The organism is Streptomyces sp. NBC_01471, assembly GCF_041438865.1.
GTDB lineage: Bacteria > Actinomycetota > Actinomycetes > Streptomycetales > Streptomycetaceae > Streptomyces.
On sequence record NZ_CP109450.1, the window covers coordinates 2350752 to 2366532 of the forward strand.

A 15781-nucleotide genomic window follows, 5' to 3' on the forward strand; every position below is an offset into this window, starting at 1 on the left:
CCGCCCCATCGGGCCGCCCAACGCGTCGCGCAAGCGCGCGCGCAGCAGCCGCCATCACGCCTGTCCCGAGCTGTGCGGGGACAGCCGCAGCGTGATCCGGTCGAAGAGCTCCGTCAGCGGCTCGCCGACGTCCCGGCCGAACCCGGTCAGCCCGTAGGTGACCTGGGGCGGCGTCGTCGGCTCGACCTCCCGCCAGATCAGGCCGTCCTGAACCAGCGCGCGCAGGGTCTGGGCGAGCATCTTCTCGCTGATGCCCTGGATGCTCTCGCGCAGCTCGTAGAACCGGAGGTCGTTGCTCCGCAAGGAGATCAGCACCCAGATGCCCCATCTGCTGGTCACATGGTCGACCACATCACGCGCGGGGCAGTCGGTGTGAAACACGTCATACCGCTCCCCCGCCTCGACCTGCCTGCGCTGCACGCCTTCCACCATGTCAGGAGCTTACGTCGAGGTATGTCCTTACCAAAAGTTAGCCCGCGCTCCTAGCGTGACGGCCACAGCCCACCGAGGGCATCCGACAAGGAGCTGATCATGATCGTAGTGACCGGGGCCACTGGGAACATCGGCCGACCGCTGACGCAGGCACTGGCCGAGACGGGCCGGGAGGTGACGGCGGTGTCACGGCACACGGCGGCGGTGCCGGAGGGGGTCCGCCACGTGACGGCAGACCTGGCCGAGCCGGGCAGCCTCAAGCCCGCACTGGCCGGGGCGAAGGCGCTGTTCCTGCTGCTGTCCGGCGATTTGCACGCCACTGGGGCCAACCCTGCCGACATCATCGGCGAGGCCGCGGACAGCGGGGTCCGCCGGGTCGTCCTGCTCTCCACTCTCGGCGTGGTGACCAGGCCCTCCGGCCGAACGCGAATCGCGATGCGCGCACTGGAGGACACGCTGCGGGAGTCCGGCCTGGAGTGGGCCGTCCTGCGGCCGGGCGGCTTCGCCTCCAACGCCCTGTGGTGGGCCGATTCCATCCGCGCGCAACAAGTCGTCGCCGCGCCCTTCGGCGACATCGGGGTGCCGGTCATCGATCCGGCGGACATCGCCGCGGTCGCGGCAGCCTGCCTGCTGGACGACCGGTACACCGGCGGCGCCTACGAGCTGACCGGCCCGGAGGTGATCACTCCACGCCAGCAGACGGAGGCCATCGCCGCCGCGCTGGGCTCGCCGCTGAGGTTTCACGAACTCACCCGCGACGAGGCCAGGGCCGCCATGGCCCAGAGCATGCCGGCGGAACTCGCCGACGACACTCTGGACATCCTCGGCTCCCCGAGCCCGGCCGAGCTGCGCGTCAGCCCGGACGTCCAGCGGGTCCTCGGCCGCGCCCCGCGCCCCTTCGCCGACTGGGCCACCCGCAACGTCGCCGCTTTCCGCTGAGATTCCCGAGGGCCGGCGGACCGGGCTCAGGCCGCCATGAAGCGGCCCAGCTCACGTGACTTCGGCTGAAGGGCGGCGGCCCGAGCGTCCTCGGAGGCATCCAGGCCCCCGGGACCTGAACATCCTTGAGACCGCCGCCCTCTGCCGGGCCTGCGGGCTGCCGGTACGCCTCGGTACGTGCCCTCTCCGCCAGGACCAGCACCTCATGAACAACCGGGAGGCCCCGTTCGACGGGTTCCACAGAGTCTGACCACTTATGTCACAGTACTGGCCCAACGCGGCCTCAGAGCGCCTCGCGTACGAGCGCCAGCACGGCCTCGTCCGTGAGGCCCAGCTCCCGTGCCTCCGCCGTGAATTCCCGCACCCGTACGAGCAGTCGCGCCCGCGCCCGCGAGGGGCCCCCGACGACCATCGCCCCCCTCCCCCGGCGCAGTTCGATCAGGCCCTCCTCGCGCAGCCGCTGGTAACCCCGCAGCACCGTATGGACATTGACCCCCAGCGAGTCCGCGAGGACACGGGCGGCGGGCAGCCGCTCACCCGCTTCCACCCGGCCGTCCGCGACGGCGCCCCGGACACAGGCGGCGATCTGGTCCCCGAGCGGGATCGCGGACGACGGGTCGATCCGGAAGAGCATCAGCCGTTCGCCCGCCGCTCGGCCAGGGTGTTGAGCAGGGCGGCGGCATCGGCCGAGCCGTCGATGGTGACGGCGAAGTCGCGGCCGTTCCTGCGCCGGACCACGATGGCCTCGCCCGAGCGGAGGATGAGCCCGGAGCGGCCCGCGCGGAAGCGGTAGCCCCACCCGCCGAAGTCCTTGAGGGCGTTGATGTCGCGGCTGGTCGCCTGCTCGACCTCGTCCAGCGGCACCCGGATACGCGGCCAGGGCAGCCGGCCGGTGGAGACGGTCAGGCCCCTGCGGTCCACGGTGACGTACGGCCTGGCGAAGACCATCAGCACCAGGCCGATCACGACAGGCGCCACGGCGTCCTGCCAGCCGGACAAGGTCAGCACGACGACGCCGGTGACGACGACGCCCGCCGCGAGCACCAGCAGCGGGCGTGCGCCCGCATGGCGTGCCCAGCCGGCCGTCTCACCGGCCGCGAGGTCGATCCGCTCGACGGGCCCCTCGGCGGGCAGCGGCAGCACGGACGGCACGAAGCGGGCCAGCCACCACCCGGCCCCGCCCGCCAGTGCCGCCACCCCGACAGCGACGGCGACCCTCCAGAACGGGAACTCGACCGGGGTGCGGAGATTGGCGTACAGGACCGCGGCCATCACCGCACCGACGAAGCCGGCGAGCGCCCAGCCCGTGGCGATCAGACCGCGCACGCCGCGGGCGATCAGCATCCAGATCAGCCCCATGCCGATCAGGAGCCCGGTGGTGACCAGCACGTACTCCGTCTGCCCCGCCGTGTCGTCCGGCCGGCCGCCGCTCCCGAAATGGCTGGCCAGGCGGTGCGGCAGCCGGTCCCGCAGCTGGAAGAAGACCACCAGATCGACGGCGTGGGCAAGCAGGAAGGGCAGGCCGGCAACTGTCGCGCGCCGGATGCGTCCGTGCCTCATCGGAACCCCCGTGGTGTCCCTCATCGTTCCCCCTATTGTTTGCATTCAAATAGAACAACGAATGGCTGGGGCCGTCAAGAGAACGGGGGCGGCCGGGGGCGCGGGGGGGCAGGCAAAGAGCAGCGGCCCCTCACCGGCATTCGTGCGCGCGTGCTCACGTGCCGTCGAGGGGCCGCCCGGTGGAGCCGGCGAACCTTGCTTTCGTGCCGCCGTCGCGCGACGGCGGGCTACACGGCCGCGGAGAAGGGGGACTGGAGGGTGGAGCCGGAGGGCAGTTGTTCCTGGATCAGGGCGACCGCGGCGCCGAAGTCGCCCTGGTCGTTGCCCGATACGTAACTCGTGCCGCCGTAGTGCAGGGTGACGCCGAGATCGGTGGCCGGACGGCGCAGGGCCAACAGGCAGCTCAGCGTGGCCTGCTGGGCCGTGCTGTCACCGGCGACGACGGGGAGCGGCATGTCCCACTCCAGGACACAGTCGCTCAATGGCTCGGCCCCCTCCGGTACGTCTCCGACCGGCGCGAACGAGTCGAACGAAGCTCCGGCATAGTCGACTCCCCTGATCCGGGTGCGGAGTTGACGCTCTACTGCGCTGATCACTAGGGCATCTGATCCATGGCTGTCCCGGTACCAGCCGGCCCATGACTGTGGTGTCATGAGCGCGACTGTAGCGCTGCCACCAGCTCGGCGTCACCAAGAGTGATCAAGTCCGGAATTACTGGTTCCTGGGCCACTTCGCTCCACGCATCCCATTCCTGATGGCCCGAAAGGTCTCGGACGCACTCCGCGCACACCACCCGACGAGCGCACGTACGGGTGACCGGCCGGGCCACCGAACGGGTGAGTTGCCCGCGTCCGGGTCCCGCCCGCCTCACGGATCAGCCGCGCGGCTCCCGCCACATCGGCCACATCTGCGGACCGCCGGGCAGTTGGACCGCGGTGCCCATGAACACGAACCCGAGCCGCTCGTACAGCTCGCGGCTGCGCGCACTGCTCGCCTCCAGATACGCCGGAACCCCTTCCCGGTCGCAGCGCTCCAGCACGGGGGCCATCAACGCGGTGCCCAGGCCCTCGCCCTGCCGCTCCGGTGTCACACCGATCATCAGCAGGTAGGCGTGCGCCCGGTCGTGCGGATGGACCTTCCCCGTCAACCGGCCCACCAGCTCGGCCCGTTCGTTCTCCGGGTCGGCGGTCTCCCGCATCCTGGCCGGAGTGTCGTCCTCCTCCGGCACACCGGCGGGGATGTCGAGCCAGAGAGCCATCGCCGTATGGTCCTCGGCGAGATCGACCCGGCCCTCGGCCAGGGCCACGTCGATGAAGACCCCGAGGAACCTGCCGTGCACGTTCCTGCGGTGCGCCACGTCGGGGAACACCCACGTACTCACCGGGTCCTGCATGAAGGACTCGTCAAGAAGCCGTACGAGCACCTCGCGGTCGGCCTTGCCCGCCTGTCGTATCGCCACGCCCATGGTCCGGTCCCTCTTCTCTCGGCGTTCACGTCGTTCAGTCGCTCGATGAGCGCACCATCGGCAACTCGCAGACGCGATACTAGAGTTGAGCGGCCCGACCATGGGCGGTACGGCTCAGCGGCTGCGCCGCGTCACATACTCCGCGAGGGAGAGCAGACCTCCCGCCGCCGCGAGGTCGGGGACGGCGCGGGAGAGATGGCCCACCGCTCTGGCCATCCGGTCGGCCGCCTCGGCCTGTGCCCAGTCACGGCCACCGGCCCGGTCGACCGCGTCGGCGGCCCGCCTGATGCCGTCCCCTTCGAGAGGTCCGCGGTACAGCTCCGCCAGCTCGGCCGCCGCCCGGGTGCCCGAGCCCAGCGCCGCCACCACCGGCAGCGACTTCTTGTGGGCGGCCAGATCCGCACCGGCCGGCTTGCCGGTGTGGGACGGCTCGCCCCAGATGCCGATCAGGTCGTCGATCAGCTGAAAGGCGAGCCCGGCCTCCCGGCCGAACGCGTCCATCGCCGCCGCCTCTTCGGGTCCGGCGCCCGAGTAGAGGGCGCCCATCGCGCAGGCGCAGCCGAGCAGTGCCCCGGTCTTGGCCTCGGCCATGGTCAGGCATTCGTCCAGCGAGACATCCGCACGGGCCTCGAAGGCGCAGTCGGCCTGCTGTCCGGCGCAGAGCTCGATGACGCACGCCGCGAGCCGCCCGGCGGCCGCCTTCGCCGCGGGGTGCGGGTCCTCCGCGAGCAGCCGCAGGGCCAGGGCCTGCATCGCGTCCCCGGCTATGACCGCGTCGGGTATACCGAAGACGGCCCAGGCGGTCGCCCGGTGCCTCCGGGTGGCGTCCCGGTCGATGACGTCGTCGTGCAGCAGCGTGAAGTTGTGCACCAGCTCCACCGCCGCGGCAGCCCGTACCGCCTGCCGCATGTCTCCGTTCAGTGCCTGGACCGCGGCGAGGACGAGCGCGGGTCTGATCGCCTTGCCCGCCTGTCCCGCGGCCGGCGAGCCGTCCGACTGCTCCCAGCCGAAGTGGTACATCCCGATGTTCCGCATCGGCCCTGGCAGGGACTCCAGCGCGGAGCGGAGCTCCGGGTCGACGACGGTGCGGGTGCGTTCCAGGAGCGCTGCGGCCTCGTGCCCCTCGGTCGCGGCGTCCGTTCTGGTCATGGTCATGGTCGCTTCCTCTGTGGCGTGCGTACGGCGTGATCGCCACGGGCCCCCCGGACGCGCCGGTCCCCGCGGCGGCCTGACCGCCGTCCGGGCCGGCCCCGTCCGGGGCGGCACCTCACCCCCAGCGGCTGACTTCGACGTTCTCCAGCACGCCGAGTGCGTCCGGGACCAGCACGGCCGCGGAGTAGTAGGCCGTCACCAGGTACGAGATGATCGCCTTCTCGTCGATTCCCATGAAACGGACCGACAGGCTCGGCTCGATCTCGTCGGGGATGCCGCTCTGCTGGAGCCCGATGACGCCCTGTTCGGCCTCGCCGGTCCTCATGCAGATGATCGACGTGGTGCGGGCGTCACTGACCGGGATCTTGTTGCACGGGTAGATCGGCACCCCGCGCCAGGCGGGCACGTGGTGGCCGCCGACGTCGACGCTCTCCGGGACGAGCCCGCGCCTGTTGCACTCGCGGCCGAACGCGGCGATGGCCTTCGGATGTGCGAGGAAGAGCTTCGATCCGCGCCGGCGCGAGAGGAGTTCGTCCATGTCGTCCGGGCTGGGCACCCCGTCGTGCGGCTGGAGCCGCTGGCCGTAGTCACAGTTGTGGAGCAGGCCGAACTCGCGGTTGTTGACCAGCTCGTGTTCCTGGCGCTCCCGCAGCGCCTCGACCGTGAGCCGCAACTGGTGCTCGGTCTGGTTCATCGGCTGGTTGTAGAGGTCGGCGACCCTGCTGTGGACCTTCAGCACGGTCTGGGCGACGCTCAGTTCGTACTCGCGGGGCGCACCCTCGTAGTCGACGTACGTGTGCGGGACGAGGGCTTCACCGACGTGACCCGCGGAGAGGTCGATCGCCGCTTCGCCGTAGCTGTTGGTGCGCTGTGCGGGCAGCGAGGCCACCCCCGCCAGATGCTCACGCAGCGAGTCGGCGCGCTCCGCGAGGTTCAGCACGTCCGACCTGGTCAGCTCAAGTGCGACGCACGCGGTGTCGGCACGGGCCGTGTACTCCCAGGTGGCCCCCTCCTCCAGCAGCGCCTGGTCGCCGAAGTACGCCCCGTCGGCCAGCGAACCGAGCACGGTCTCGTCCCCGTAGGGCCCCGTGCCGATCTTCTGGACCCGGCCGTGCGCCAGCAGGAACACCCGGTCCGCCGTATCGCCCTCGGCTGCCAGCACATCGCCCTCGGCGAACTCCCGCTGGGTGCAGCGCTGGGCCAGCTCGGCCAGAGCCGCCTCGTCCGCGTAGTCCCGGAGGGCGGGCAGCTCACCGAGCTCGGCCGGGATGACCTCCACACGGCCGCCGGTCTGCACAAACGTCACGCGGCCGTCGCCGACCGAGTAGCTCAGCCGCCGGTTCACCCGGTACGTACCACCCTGCACCTGAACCCACGGCAGCGTCTTCAGCAGCCACCGTGAAGTGATCTCCTGCATCTGCGGTGCGGACTTGGTGGTCGTTGCGAGGTTCCGCGCAGCTGCCGTGCCCAGACTCTGCTGCGGCGGTGCCTGCGTGTCGCGAACCTCTTCACCAACGGACATCTGACGTCCTCTCGATCATCGACTGACGTGCCTGAAGAGCCTTTCAGCGGAGACCGGCGGCGCGCCATTACACAAAAGAGTGTGACTAATAGGGCGTTGGAGTGGGCACGCTGTCGTTCGTTGTCCGGGACGGTCATAACTTGGATCTTTATGCACGTTATCCAGCGTGCCGCTCTGCGGAGTCGAGGCCGGCGACCGTATGCCCGCCGACCACGCCCAGCGCGCGGGCCGCTCGACCGGGGCGGACGACCGGGGCGGACAATGAGCCCATGTCCCCTGGAGTCCCCGATCCCGGTCCCGGCGCCGGTCACCACCGGCTGCGGCCGCTGCTGCCGTCGCCGCTGGAGCCGCTCGACGACGAGCGCTTCACCCGGAACGGCGTACGGCTGCTGCTCAAACGTGACGACCTGATCCATCCGGATCTGCCGGGCAACAAATGGCGCAAACTCGTGCCCAATCTGACGGCAGCCGCCGGGCGGACCGTGCTGACGTTCGGCGGCGCGTACTCCAACCATCTGCGGGCCACCGCAGCGGCGGGCCGGCTGCTCGGCTTCCCGACGGTCGGTGTCGTACGCGGCGACGAGCTGGCCCACCGCCCGCTCAACCCCTCCCTCGCGCAGTGCGCCGCCGACGGTATGCGGCTGTACTTCGTGGACCGCGGGGCCTACCGCGCCAAGGCGGTCCCGGCCGGTCTCGACACCGCCGGGATGTACGTCGTCCCCGAGGGCGGCAGCAACGCCGCGGCCGTGCGCGGCTGCCGCGCGCTCGGCCGGGAACTGCACGGGCTCGCCGACACCGTGGCGGTGGCCGTCGGCACCGGCGGCACGCTCGCGGGCCTGGCGGCCGGCCTCACGGCGGACCAGCGCGCCATCGGGTTCCCCGTCCTGAAGGGCGGCTTCCTCGCCACCGAGGTCGCGGCGCTCCAGCAGGCCGCCTTCGGAGCCCGCACCGGTGACTGGCGCCTCGACGACCGGTTCCACTGCGGCGGGTACGCCCGCACGACCCCTGAGCTCGAATCCTTCGCCGCCGGATTCGAGGAGCGGCACGGAGTCCCCGTCGAGCGGGTCTATGTCGCCAAAATGCTGTACGGGCTGACGGAGCTGGCCGCCGATGGCGCGTTCCCGGCGGGCACCCGGATCGCCGCCGTCATCACCGGTCAGCCCGACTCCTCCTCGCGGTAGGCCGCCGCCTCCTCCAGATCGAGCCTGCGCAGCAGCGTCCGGAGGAGCTCGTCGTCGATGCGCCGCCGGTCGCGCAGCTCGACGAAGACCGCGCGCTCGGCGCCGATCATCGCCCGTGCGAGCCGCCGGTAGGTCTCGTCGGCGCTCTCCCCGGTGTGCTCGTTCACCGTGCCGAGCCGCTCCCAGACCGCGTTCCTGCGCCGCGCCATCACGGTGCGCAACCGGTCGGCGAGTGGTTCCGGGAGTCCGTTGTCCTCGTCGGCCAGCATCGAGTTCAGCAGGTCCTCCGCCGCCTGGGACGCCTCGTTCTGCGCCTGGGCCTCGGCGAGCGTCTCGGCGTGCGTGTCACGGCCCGGGATCCTGAGCAGCCGGATCAGCGGCGGCAGGGAGAGCCCCTGGACGACCAGCGTGGCGATCACCGTCGTAAAGGTCAGGAACAGCACCAGATTCCGGGCCGGGAACGGTGCGCCGTGCGCGGTCAGCGGGATCGAGAAGGCGATGGCGAGCGAGACCACGCCGCGCATTCCGGCCCAGCCGACGACGACCGGCGCGGTCCAGTCCGTATCGGGTTCGCGTTCCCGGATCCTGCTGGAGATCACCCGCGGCAGGAAAGTGGCGGGAAACACCCAGACGAAGCGCACCACCACGACCACCACGAAAACGGCCGCCGCATACCAGGCGGCCTCTGCTCCGCCGTAAGCCCCAAGCCCCCGGAGCACAAAGGGCAATTGCAGTCCGATCAGCGCGAAGACCGTCGATTCGAGAATGAAGGAGACCATTTTCCAGACGGCCTCCTCCTGAAGCCGGGTGGCGAAGTCGACCTGCCAGGAACGGTGTCCCAGATAGAGCGCGACAACCACCACGGCGAGCACCCCCGAAGCGTGCACCCGCTCCGCCGCCGCATAGGCGACGAAGGGAATCAGCAGCGAGAGGGTGTTCTGCAGCAGCGCCTCCTTGAGATGCGTACGCAGCCAGTGCAGCGGAACCATCAGGACCAGACCGACGCCGATTCCGCCGACCGACGCCAGTGCGAATTCCCGGAGCCCCTCCGCCCAGGAGACCCCGGCGCCCACCGCGGCCGCCAGTGCCACCTTGTAGGCGGTGATCGCGGTCGCGTCGTTGACGAGCGATTCACCCTGCAGGACCGTCGTGAGCCGGGAGGGCAGCCCGAGGCGCCGGGCGATGGCCGTGGCCGCCACCGCGTCGGGCGGTGCGATCACCGCGCCGAGCACCAGGGCAGGGATGAGCGGGAGATCCGGCACGATCAGATGGGCGAGCCAGCCCACCGCGAGGGTCGCGAAGAGCACATAGCCGACCGAGAGCAGCGCGACGGGCCGCAGATTGGCACGGAGGTCCAGGTACGAGGAGTCGACGGCCGCCGTGTAGAGCAGCGGCGGCAGCACCAGCGGCAGGACGACGCCCGGATCCAGGGTGTACTCGGGCACCCCCGGCAGATACGCGGCGCCCAGCCCGACGGCGACCAGCAGCAGCGGGGCGGCCACCGGTGTCCGGCGTGCCGCGCCCGCCACCGCCGCGCTGCCCGCCACCAGTGCCACCAGCGGCAATGCGTCCATGGGTCTCCCCGCCCTCGGTCCCGGTCCGTCGTAACCTGGCAATCATGAGCGAGTGCCAGCATGTTGCAGAACTGCCGCGCCCCGAGCCGGCCCCGTTGAGCGACACCTGTCCCGAGTGCCTGGCCATCGGGAGCCATCCCGTACAGCTGCGCCTGTGCCTGGTGTGCGGGCATGTGGGCTGCTGCGACTCGTCCCCGCACCAGCACGCCACCGGGCACTTCAAGGAGACCGGGCACGCGGTGATGCGGAGTTTCGAGCCGGGAGAGAGCTGGCGGTGGTGCTTTGTCGACGGTTCGATCGTCTGAGCTCTGGGTACGTCAACCGTTCGCTGCGTCTTTCCAGTTGGCCGAAGCACCCGGGGGGAACCCCACGGAGCCGCCGGACATTCCGGAGAATCACAGCGCCACAATCGGATGTGCACACCCCTGGCGACCGTATGTACTCATGGGCTTACCATGAGTGACAGTCGTGGGGTGGGGGTCCTGGCGACAGGGAACCTTGGATCGCGATAGCGTCACGGCGTCAGGAAGCGACCATGTCACGCACGGTTGCGGGAGCAGTATTTCCCCGACCATGAACGAGCTTGTGCCACCTTGGAGGTGAGGGTGTCCCAGATCGCAGGCGAGCCCGGGACCCAGGACTTCGTGGAAGTCCGGCTGCCCGCTGCGGGTGCCTACCTGTCTGTGCTGCGCACGGCCACGGCCGGCCTCGCAGCACGCTTGGACTTCACCCTCGACGAGATCGAGGACCTGCGCATCGCGGTCGATGAGGCCTGCGCGATCCTGCTTCAGCAGGCCGTGCCGGGCTCCGTGCTGAGCTGCGTGTTCCGCCTCGTCGAGGACTCCCTCGAAGTGACGGTGTCCGCGCCCACCACGGACGGCCGCGCACCGGAGCGCGACACCTTCGCCTGGACGGTGCTCTCGGCACTGGCGGGCAAGGTCGAGTCGACGGTGGCCGACGACCGTACGGTCAGCATCAGTCTGTACAAACAGCGCGGCGCTGGACCTGGACCGGCGTGAACGGGGACGGACCGGTGCGGGACGACGAGCGCGGCGGGCGGGCGCTGGGCACGGGGGACATCCCGGAGCAACAGGCCCGGCCGCATCCGGTGGACGGCCTTTTGGAGTCGGCGGATCAGGCGGGCCTCATGAGCGAGCAACACGAGCACCACGAGCAGCACAACCCGCGGGACCGCAGCGGGGCGCGGGCGCTCTTCATCGAGCTGCGCGAGCTCCCGGACGGTTCCCCCGAGAAGGCCGAACTGCGCAACAGGCTGGTGCGGATGCATCTGCCGCTGGTCGAGCATCTGGCCCGCCGTTTCCGCAACCGCGGGGAGCCGCTGGACGACCTGACCCAGGTCGCCACAATCGGTCTGATCAAGTCGGTGGACCGGTTCGACCCGGACCGCGGGGTGGAGTTCTCCACGTACGCGACACCGACGGTGGTCGGCGAGATCAAGCGGCACTTCCGGGACAAGGGCTGGGCGGTCCGCGTGCCGCGCCGCCTCCAGGAGCTGCGGCTGTCGCTGACCACGGCCACCGCGGAGCTCTCCCAGCAGCACGGCCGGGCGCCCACGGTCCATGAGCTGGCGGAGCGTCTTGGCATCTCGGAGGAAGAGGTCCTGGAGGGCCTGGAATCCGCGAACGCGTACTCGACCCTCTCGCTGGACGTGCCCGACACGGACGACGAGTCGCCGGCGGTGGCGGACACCCTGGGCTCGGAGGACGAGGCGCTCGAAGGTGTCGAGTACCGCGAGTCCCTCAAGCCGCTGCTGGAGGATCTGCCCCCGCGAGAGAAGCGGATTCTGCTGCTCCGGTTCTTCGGGAACATGACGCAGTCGCAGATCGCCCAGGAAGTGGGGATCTCGCAGATGCATGTCTCGCGGCTGCTGGCCAGGACACTGGCCCAGCTGCGGGAGCGTTTGCTGGTCGAGGAGTAACCGGCAGCCGGGGGGCACGGGCGGTACGGCTCAGGCCCCCCGTGCGCCCCTGATCCCCAGCGCCCTGGCCGTCGTCGGGTTCACCAGCAGGACGAGCGCCGCCAGGGCCACCACCGCGAGCACCGCCCCCGCGGGAATCAGCACGCCCTGCGCCGAGAGCAGCGTCCACGCCACGGGCAGCGCGATGATCTGCGTGACGATCGCCGGGCCCCGGCTCCAGCTGCGGCGGAGCAGCAGTCCGCGGGCCGCGAGCAGCGGGATGAGGGCGAGCACGATCAGCGTCAGACCGGCCAGTACGGACTGCTCGGGGCTGTCGCCGTCGGCGAACACGCCCTTCCCGATCACGTACAGCCCCCCGGCGGCCATCGCCGCCCCTTCCAGCGCGGCCAGCGCCGCGGCGGCGGTCAGACGGGTGGGGCGGGGTCCGCTGGGCTGCTCTGCGGTCTGGTCGGTACTCACCCCTGCAGGGTAGCGGGCACCGCGGGGGCCCGATCGAGGCCGGGGCTGGGCCCGGTACCAAGCGGTAGGTAATCTTCTGGTCATGCGCGCACTCCTCGTGGTCAATCCGGCAGCAACCACCACCAGTGCCCGCACTCGTGACGTACTGCTCCACGCACTGGCCAGCGAGATGAAGCTGGAGGCCGTCACGACCGAGTACCGGGGGCACGCCCGCGACCTGGGCCGACGGGCCGCGGAGAGCGACGACATCGACCTCGTCGTCGCTCTCGGCGGTGACGGCACGGTCAACGAGGTGGTCAACGGGCTCCTGCACCACGGACCCGACCTCGACGGGCTGCCGGGCCTGGCGGTCGTCCCCGGCGGCTCCACCAACGTCTTCGCCCGCGCGCTCGGCCTGCCCAACGACGCGGTGGAGGCGACCGGCGCACTCCTGGACGCGCTGCGTGAGCGCCGCGAGCGGACGGTCGGCCTGGGCCTGGCGGCCGGCACCCCGGGCACGGCGGACGAGGGGGTTCCCTCGCGCTGGTTCACGTTCTGTGCCGGACTCGGGTTCGACGCGGGCGTCGTCGGCCGGGTCGAACAGCAACGGGAACGCGGAAAGCGGTCCACCCACGCCCTCTATGTGCGTCAGGTGGTCCGCCAGTTCCTCGACGAGCCGAGCCGCAGGCACGGCGCGATCACCCTGGAACGCCCCGGCGAGGACCCGGTCACGGACCTCGTGATGTCCATAATCTGCAACACGTCTCCCTATACCTACCTGGGCAATCGCCCGATGTACGCCTCCCCCGAAGCGTCCTTCGACACCGCGCTCGATGTGCTGGGGCTGTCGAAAATGTCACCCGCTCATGTGGCACGTTTCGCTACTCAATTGCTCACCTCGACGCCCGAACGAGGTCCCCACGGAAAGCACGCAGTTTCGCTGCATGACCTGACCGACTTCTCCTTGCATTCCAAGGTTCGACTCCCCTTCCAGATGGACGGCGACCACCTGGGGCTCCGCACGAGCGTGACGTTCACAGGCGTACGCCGTGCACTGCGTGTGATTGTGTGAGTGGAAGAGCCCAAAGTCCTTTAACTCGAACGTTTGGGCTGGGATCCACCCCATGGAAGTACGGCTGTGACCTAGCCGACACCGAGGAATCAAAAAAAACTTTCCAGAAGGGGTTGTATCCGCAGCCGAGGTTTGCGAATCTCTACATGGCGCTCGGGACGGCCCGCAACACCGGCCTCCCTGAAAGCCAGAACCCCTCCTCAACACACAGGACCACAACCAGGTCATCTGGAAGTCGGCCCTTCACTTGTCGGGGGATTCGTGAAAGCGTTCACATTCACAAGCAACCTGCACGTAACACCCTAAGAGAGGTAGCAGCCATGGACTGGCGTCACAACGCCGTTTGTCGTGAGGAAGACCCGGAGCTGTTCTTCCCCATCGGCAACACCGGTCCCGCGCTGCTGCAGATCGAGGAAGCCAAGGCCGTCTGCCGCCGCTGCCCCGTCATGGAGCAGTGCCTGCAGTGGGCGCTTGAGTCCGGCCAGGACTCCGGCGTCTGGGGTGGCCTCAGTGAGGACGAGCGCCGCGCAATGAAGCGCCGTGCCGCTCGCAACCGGGCGCGTAACGCGACCGCCTGACCACCCTGTTCACGAGCTTGAGCCAGGCGGCGCGCGTACAGCGAGTACGCACCACCGTCGCCCCCGAAACGCAGCGCGCAGTACCCCCGATGCGCACGCAGTAGGACAACGCCGGGAGAGTTCCTCTCCCCCAGCACACAGTGAGCAGCACAGTGAGCCCCGGACCACTTCGGTCCGGGGCTCATTGCTGCGCCCGGGGGCCGCGCCCGCCCGTGGACCGCAGTCCGCCGGGCGGACCGGCTACGCGTCGCCCGGGACCGGTATGTCGAGCACCACCTGGGTGCCACGCTCCGGAGCCCGGACCATGTCGAAGGAGCCGCCCAGCTCCCCCTCCACCAGCGTCCTCACGATCTGCAGCCCCAGGTTCCCCGCTGTCTTCGCGTCAAAGCCGTCGGGCAGTCCGCGCCCGTCGTCCTGCACCGTGATGAGCAGCCTGGCGTCCTCGCGCATCCCGCCCCGGACGGCGGAGACCTCGACGGTGCCCAGCTCGCCCGGCCCGAAGGCGTGCTCCAGCGCGTTCTGCAGGACTTCGGTCAGCACCATGGAGAGCGGGGTGGCGACCTCGGCGTCCAGGATGCCGAAGCGGCCCGTGCGGCGGCACTCGATCTTGCCCGGCGAGATCTCGGCCACCATCGCGATGACACGGTCGGCGATCTCGTCGAACTCGACGCGTTCGTCCAGATTCTGCGAGAGCGTCTCGTGGACGATCGCGATGGAACCGACGCGCCGCACCGCCTCGTTGAGCGCTTCCCTGCCGCGGTCCGAGTCCATCCGCCTGGCCTGGAGGCGCAGAAGTGCCGCCACCGTCTGGAGGTTGTTCTTCACCCGGTGGTGGATCTCCCGGATGGTGGCGTCCTTGGTGATCAACTCACGCTCGCGGCGACGCAGTTCCGTGACGTCCCGCAGCAGCACCAGCGAGCCGATCCGGGTGCCCTTCGGGGAGAGCGGGATGGCACGGAGCTGGATCACCCCGTCGTTCCCCTCGACCTCCGTCTCCCTCGGCGCGTAGCCGCTGGCCAGTTTGACCATGGCCTCGTCCACCGGGCCGCGGGCCGGTGCGAGGTCGGTGGTCAGCTGGCCGAGGTGCTGGCCGACCAGGTCGGACGCGAGCCCGAGGCGGTGGTAGGCGGAGAGTCCGTTGGGGCTCGCGTACAGGACCACCCCGTCCGCGTCGAGACGGATCATCCCGTCCCCCACCCGCGGGGACGCGTCCATGTCGACCTGCTGGCCGGGGAAGGGGAACGACCCCGCGGCGATCATCTGGGCCAGGTCCGACGCCGACTGGAGATAGGTGAGTTCGAGGCGCGACGGCGTACGGACGGTGAGCAGATTGGTGTTGCGGGCGATCACCCCGAGCACCCGGCCCTCCCGGCGCACCGGAATGGACTCGACCCGCACCGGCACCTCCTCGCGCCACTCCGGGTCGCCCTCGCGCACGATCCGCCCCTCGTCGAGGGCGGCGTCGAGCAGCGGACGCCGGCCGCGTGGAACGAGATGGCCGACCATGTCGTCCTGGTAGGAGGTGGGGCCGGTGTTCGGCCGCATCTGCGCCACGGAGACATAGCGGGTGCCGTCGCGGGTGGGCACCCACAGCACGAGGTCGGCGAAGGACAGGTCGGAGAGCAGCTGCCACTCCGAGACCAGCAGGTGCAGCCACTCGAGGTCGGTGTCACTCAGAGCGGTGTGCTGGCGTACGAGATCGTTCATGGAGGGCACGTGGGTGAGCGTACCCGCCGGATTCTTTCTGTCGTACGCATGGACAGAGGCGAATGGTCTAGTCCACAATGTGCGTGCAAAGACTTCCGCTCTCCCCGCACAGGAGAGTGGAGACGAGGTACGCGGCGCTCTCTGCCCTGACTGCGCCAAGACCTCCCACGGCCGCCGGGCACCGCACACCTGACGGCCGAAGCAGCTGAGGGCTGCGGTGCC

At 70.2% G+C, this 15781-nt stretch carries 17 protein-coding genes; 7 read left to right on the forward strand and 10 right to left on the reverse strand.

Going from position 1 to position 15781, the window contains the following annotated elements:
* Positions 1-54: 54 nt before the first annotated feature.
* Positions 55-432 (reverse strand): winged helix-turn-helix transcriptional regulator, encoded by a 378-nt coding sequence (locus OG285_RS10070; protein ID WP_371790794.1) that lies wholly within the window; start codon positions 430-432, stop codon positions 55-57.
* 99 nt (positions 433-531) lie between these two features.
* Here OG285_RS10070 and OG285_RS10075 point away from each other — a divergent pair, with 99 nt between their 5' ends.
* Positions 532-1371 carry an SDR family oxidoreductase gene (locus OG285_RS10075; protein ID WP_371790795.1) on the forward strand — a complete coding sequence of 280 codons (840 nt, stop codon included), beginning with the start codon at positions 532-534 and terminating at the stop codon, positions 1369-1371.
* 283 nt (positions 1372-1654) lie between these two features.
* Here the strand turns inward: OG285_RS10075 and OG285_RS10080 are convergent, their stop codons facing one another.
* The 6 genes from OG285_RS10080 to OG285_RS10105 all read right to left on the reverse strand — a co-directional run bounded on the left by OG285_RS10080 (position 1655) and on the right by OG285_RS10105 (position 7070).
* Positions 1655-2005, reverse strand: coding sequence for a GntR family transcriptional regulator (locus OG285_RS10080; RefSeq protein WP_356827208.1), 351 nt, complete (start codon positions 2003-2005; stop codon positions 1655-1657).
* Positions 2005-2931, reverse strand: coding sequence for a DUF1648 domain-containing protein (locus tag OG285_RS10085; protein ID WP_371790796.1), 927 nt, complete (start codon positions 2929-2931; stop codon positions 2005-2007). The genes OG285_RS10080 and OG285_RS10085 overlap by 1 nt, the downstream gene beginning before the upstream one ends.
* Positions 2932-3158: 227 nt before the next feature.
* Positions 3159-3584 (reverse strand): DUF6304 family protein, encoded by a 426-nt coding sequence (locus OG285_RS10090; protein WP_356827210.1) that lies wholly within the window; start codon positions 3582-3584, stop codon positions 3159-3161.
* Positions 3585-3805: 221 nt separating this feature from the next.
* A complete protein-coding gene (locus OG285_RS10095; protein WP_356827211.1) occupies positions 3806-4396 on the reverse strand; it encodes a GNAT family N-acetyltransferase in 591 nt (196 codons plus the stop codon).
* 114 nt (positions 4397-4510) lie between these two features.
* The gene (locus OG285_RS10100) at positions 4511-5551 is read right to left on the reverse strand and encodes a family 2 encapsulin nanocompartment cargo protein polyprenyl transferase (protein ID WP_371790797.1); all 1041 of its coding nucleotides are present in this window, start codon (positions 5549-5551) and stop codon (positions 4511-4513) included.
* A 112-nt stretch (positions 5552-5663) separates the two neighbouring features.
* Positions 5664-7070, reverse strand: coding sequence for a family 2B encapsulin nanocompartment shell protein (locus OG285_RS10105; RefSeq protein ID WP_356827213.1), 1407 nt, complete (start codon positions 7068-7070; stop codon positions 5664-5666).
* Positions 7071-7339: 269 nt separating this feature from the next.
* Between OG285_RS10105 and OG285_RS10110 the strand changes: the two genes are divergently transcribed.
* Positions 7340-8251: a 1-aminocyclopropane-1-carboxylate deaminase/D-cysteine desulfhydrase gene (locus OG285_RS10110; RefSeq protein WP_371790798.1), complete on the forward strand. Its 912-nt coding sequence runs from the start codon at positions 7340-7342 to the stop codon at positions 8249-8251.
* Here the strand turns inward: OG285_RS10110 and OG285_RS10115 are convergent.
* The gene (locus OG285_RS10115; protein ID WP_356827215.1) at positions 8227-9825 is read right to left on the reverse strand and encodes a Na+/H+ antiporter; all 1599 of its coding nucleotides are present in this window, start codon (positions 9823-9825) and stop codon (positions 8227-8229) included. The genes OG285_RS10110 and OG285_RS10115 overlap by 25 nt on opposite strands.
* Before the next feature lie 44 nt (positions 9826-9869).
* Here OG285_RS10115 and OG285_RS10120 point away from each other — a divergent pair, with 44 nt between their 5' ends.
* The 3 genes from OG285_RS10120 (at position 9870) to OG285_RS10130 (ending at position 11764) form a co-directional block, all read left to right on the forward strand.
* Positions 9870-10130 (forward strand): UBP-type zinc finger domain-containing protein, encoded by a 261-nt coding sequence (locus OG285_RS10120; RefSeq protein WP_356827216.1) that lies wholly within the window; start codon positions 9870-9872, stop codon positions 10128-10130.
* Positions 10131-10430: 300 nt separating this feature from the next.
* On the forward strand, positions 10431-10844 hold the full coding sequence (locus OG285_RS10125; RefSeq protein ID WP_327295308.1) for an anti-sigma regulatory factor: 414 nt from the start codon (positions 10431-10433) through the stop codon (positions 10842-10844).
* Positions 10733-11764 (forward strand): RNA polymerase sigma factor SigF, encoded by a 1032-nt coding sequence (locus tag OG285_RS10130; RefSeq protein ID WP_371793495.1) that lies wholly within the window; start codon positions 10733-10735, stop codon positions 11762-11764. The genes OG285_RS10125 and OG285_RS10130 overlap by 112 nt, the downstream gene beginning before the upstream one ends.
* 30 nt (positions 11765-11794) lie before the next feature.
* Here OG285_RS10130 and OG285_RS10135 read toward each other — a convergent pair whose 3' ends face one another.
* Positions 11795-12223: a hypothetical protein gene (locus tag OG285_RS10135; protein WP_356827218.1), complete on the reverse strand. Its 429-nt coding sequence runs from the start codon at positions 12221-12223 to the stop codon at positions 11795-11797.
* Between the two features lie 82 nt (positions 12224-12305).
* Between OG285_RS10135 and OG285_RS10140 the strand changes: the two genes are divergently transcribed.
* Together OG285_RS10140 and OG285_RS10145 are read left to right on the forward strand one after the other, a co-directional pair.
* Positions 12306-13274, forward strand: coding sequence for a diacylglycerol kinase family protein (locus OG285_RS10140; protein ID WP_356827219.1), 969 nt, complete (start codon positions 12306-12308; stop codon positions 13272-13274).
* 320 nt (positions 13275-13594) lie between these two features.
* On the forward strand, positions 13595-13852 hold the full coding sequence (locus tag OG285_RS10145) for a WhiB family transcriptional regulator (protein ID WP_004937597.1): 258 nt from the start codon (positions 13595-13597) through the stop codon (positions 13850-13852).
* 240 nt (positions 13853-14092) lie between these two features.
* Here the strand turns inward: OG285_RS10145 and OG285_RS10150 are convergent, their stop codons facing one another.
* A complete protein-coding gene (locus OG285_RS10150) occupies positions 14093-15559 on the reverse strand; it encodes a histidine kinase N-terminal domain-containing protein (RefSeq protein WP_371793496.1) in 1467 nt (488 codons plus the stop codon).
* Between the last annotated feature and the right edge of the window lie 222 nt (positions 15560-15781).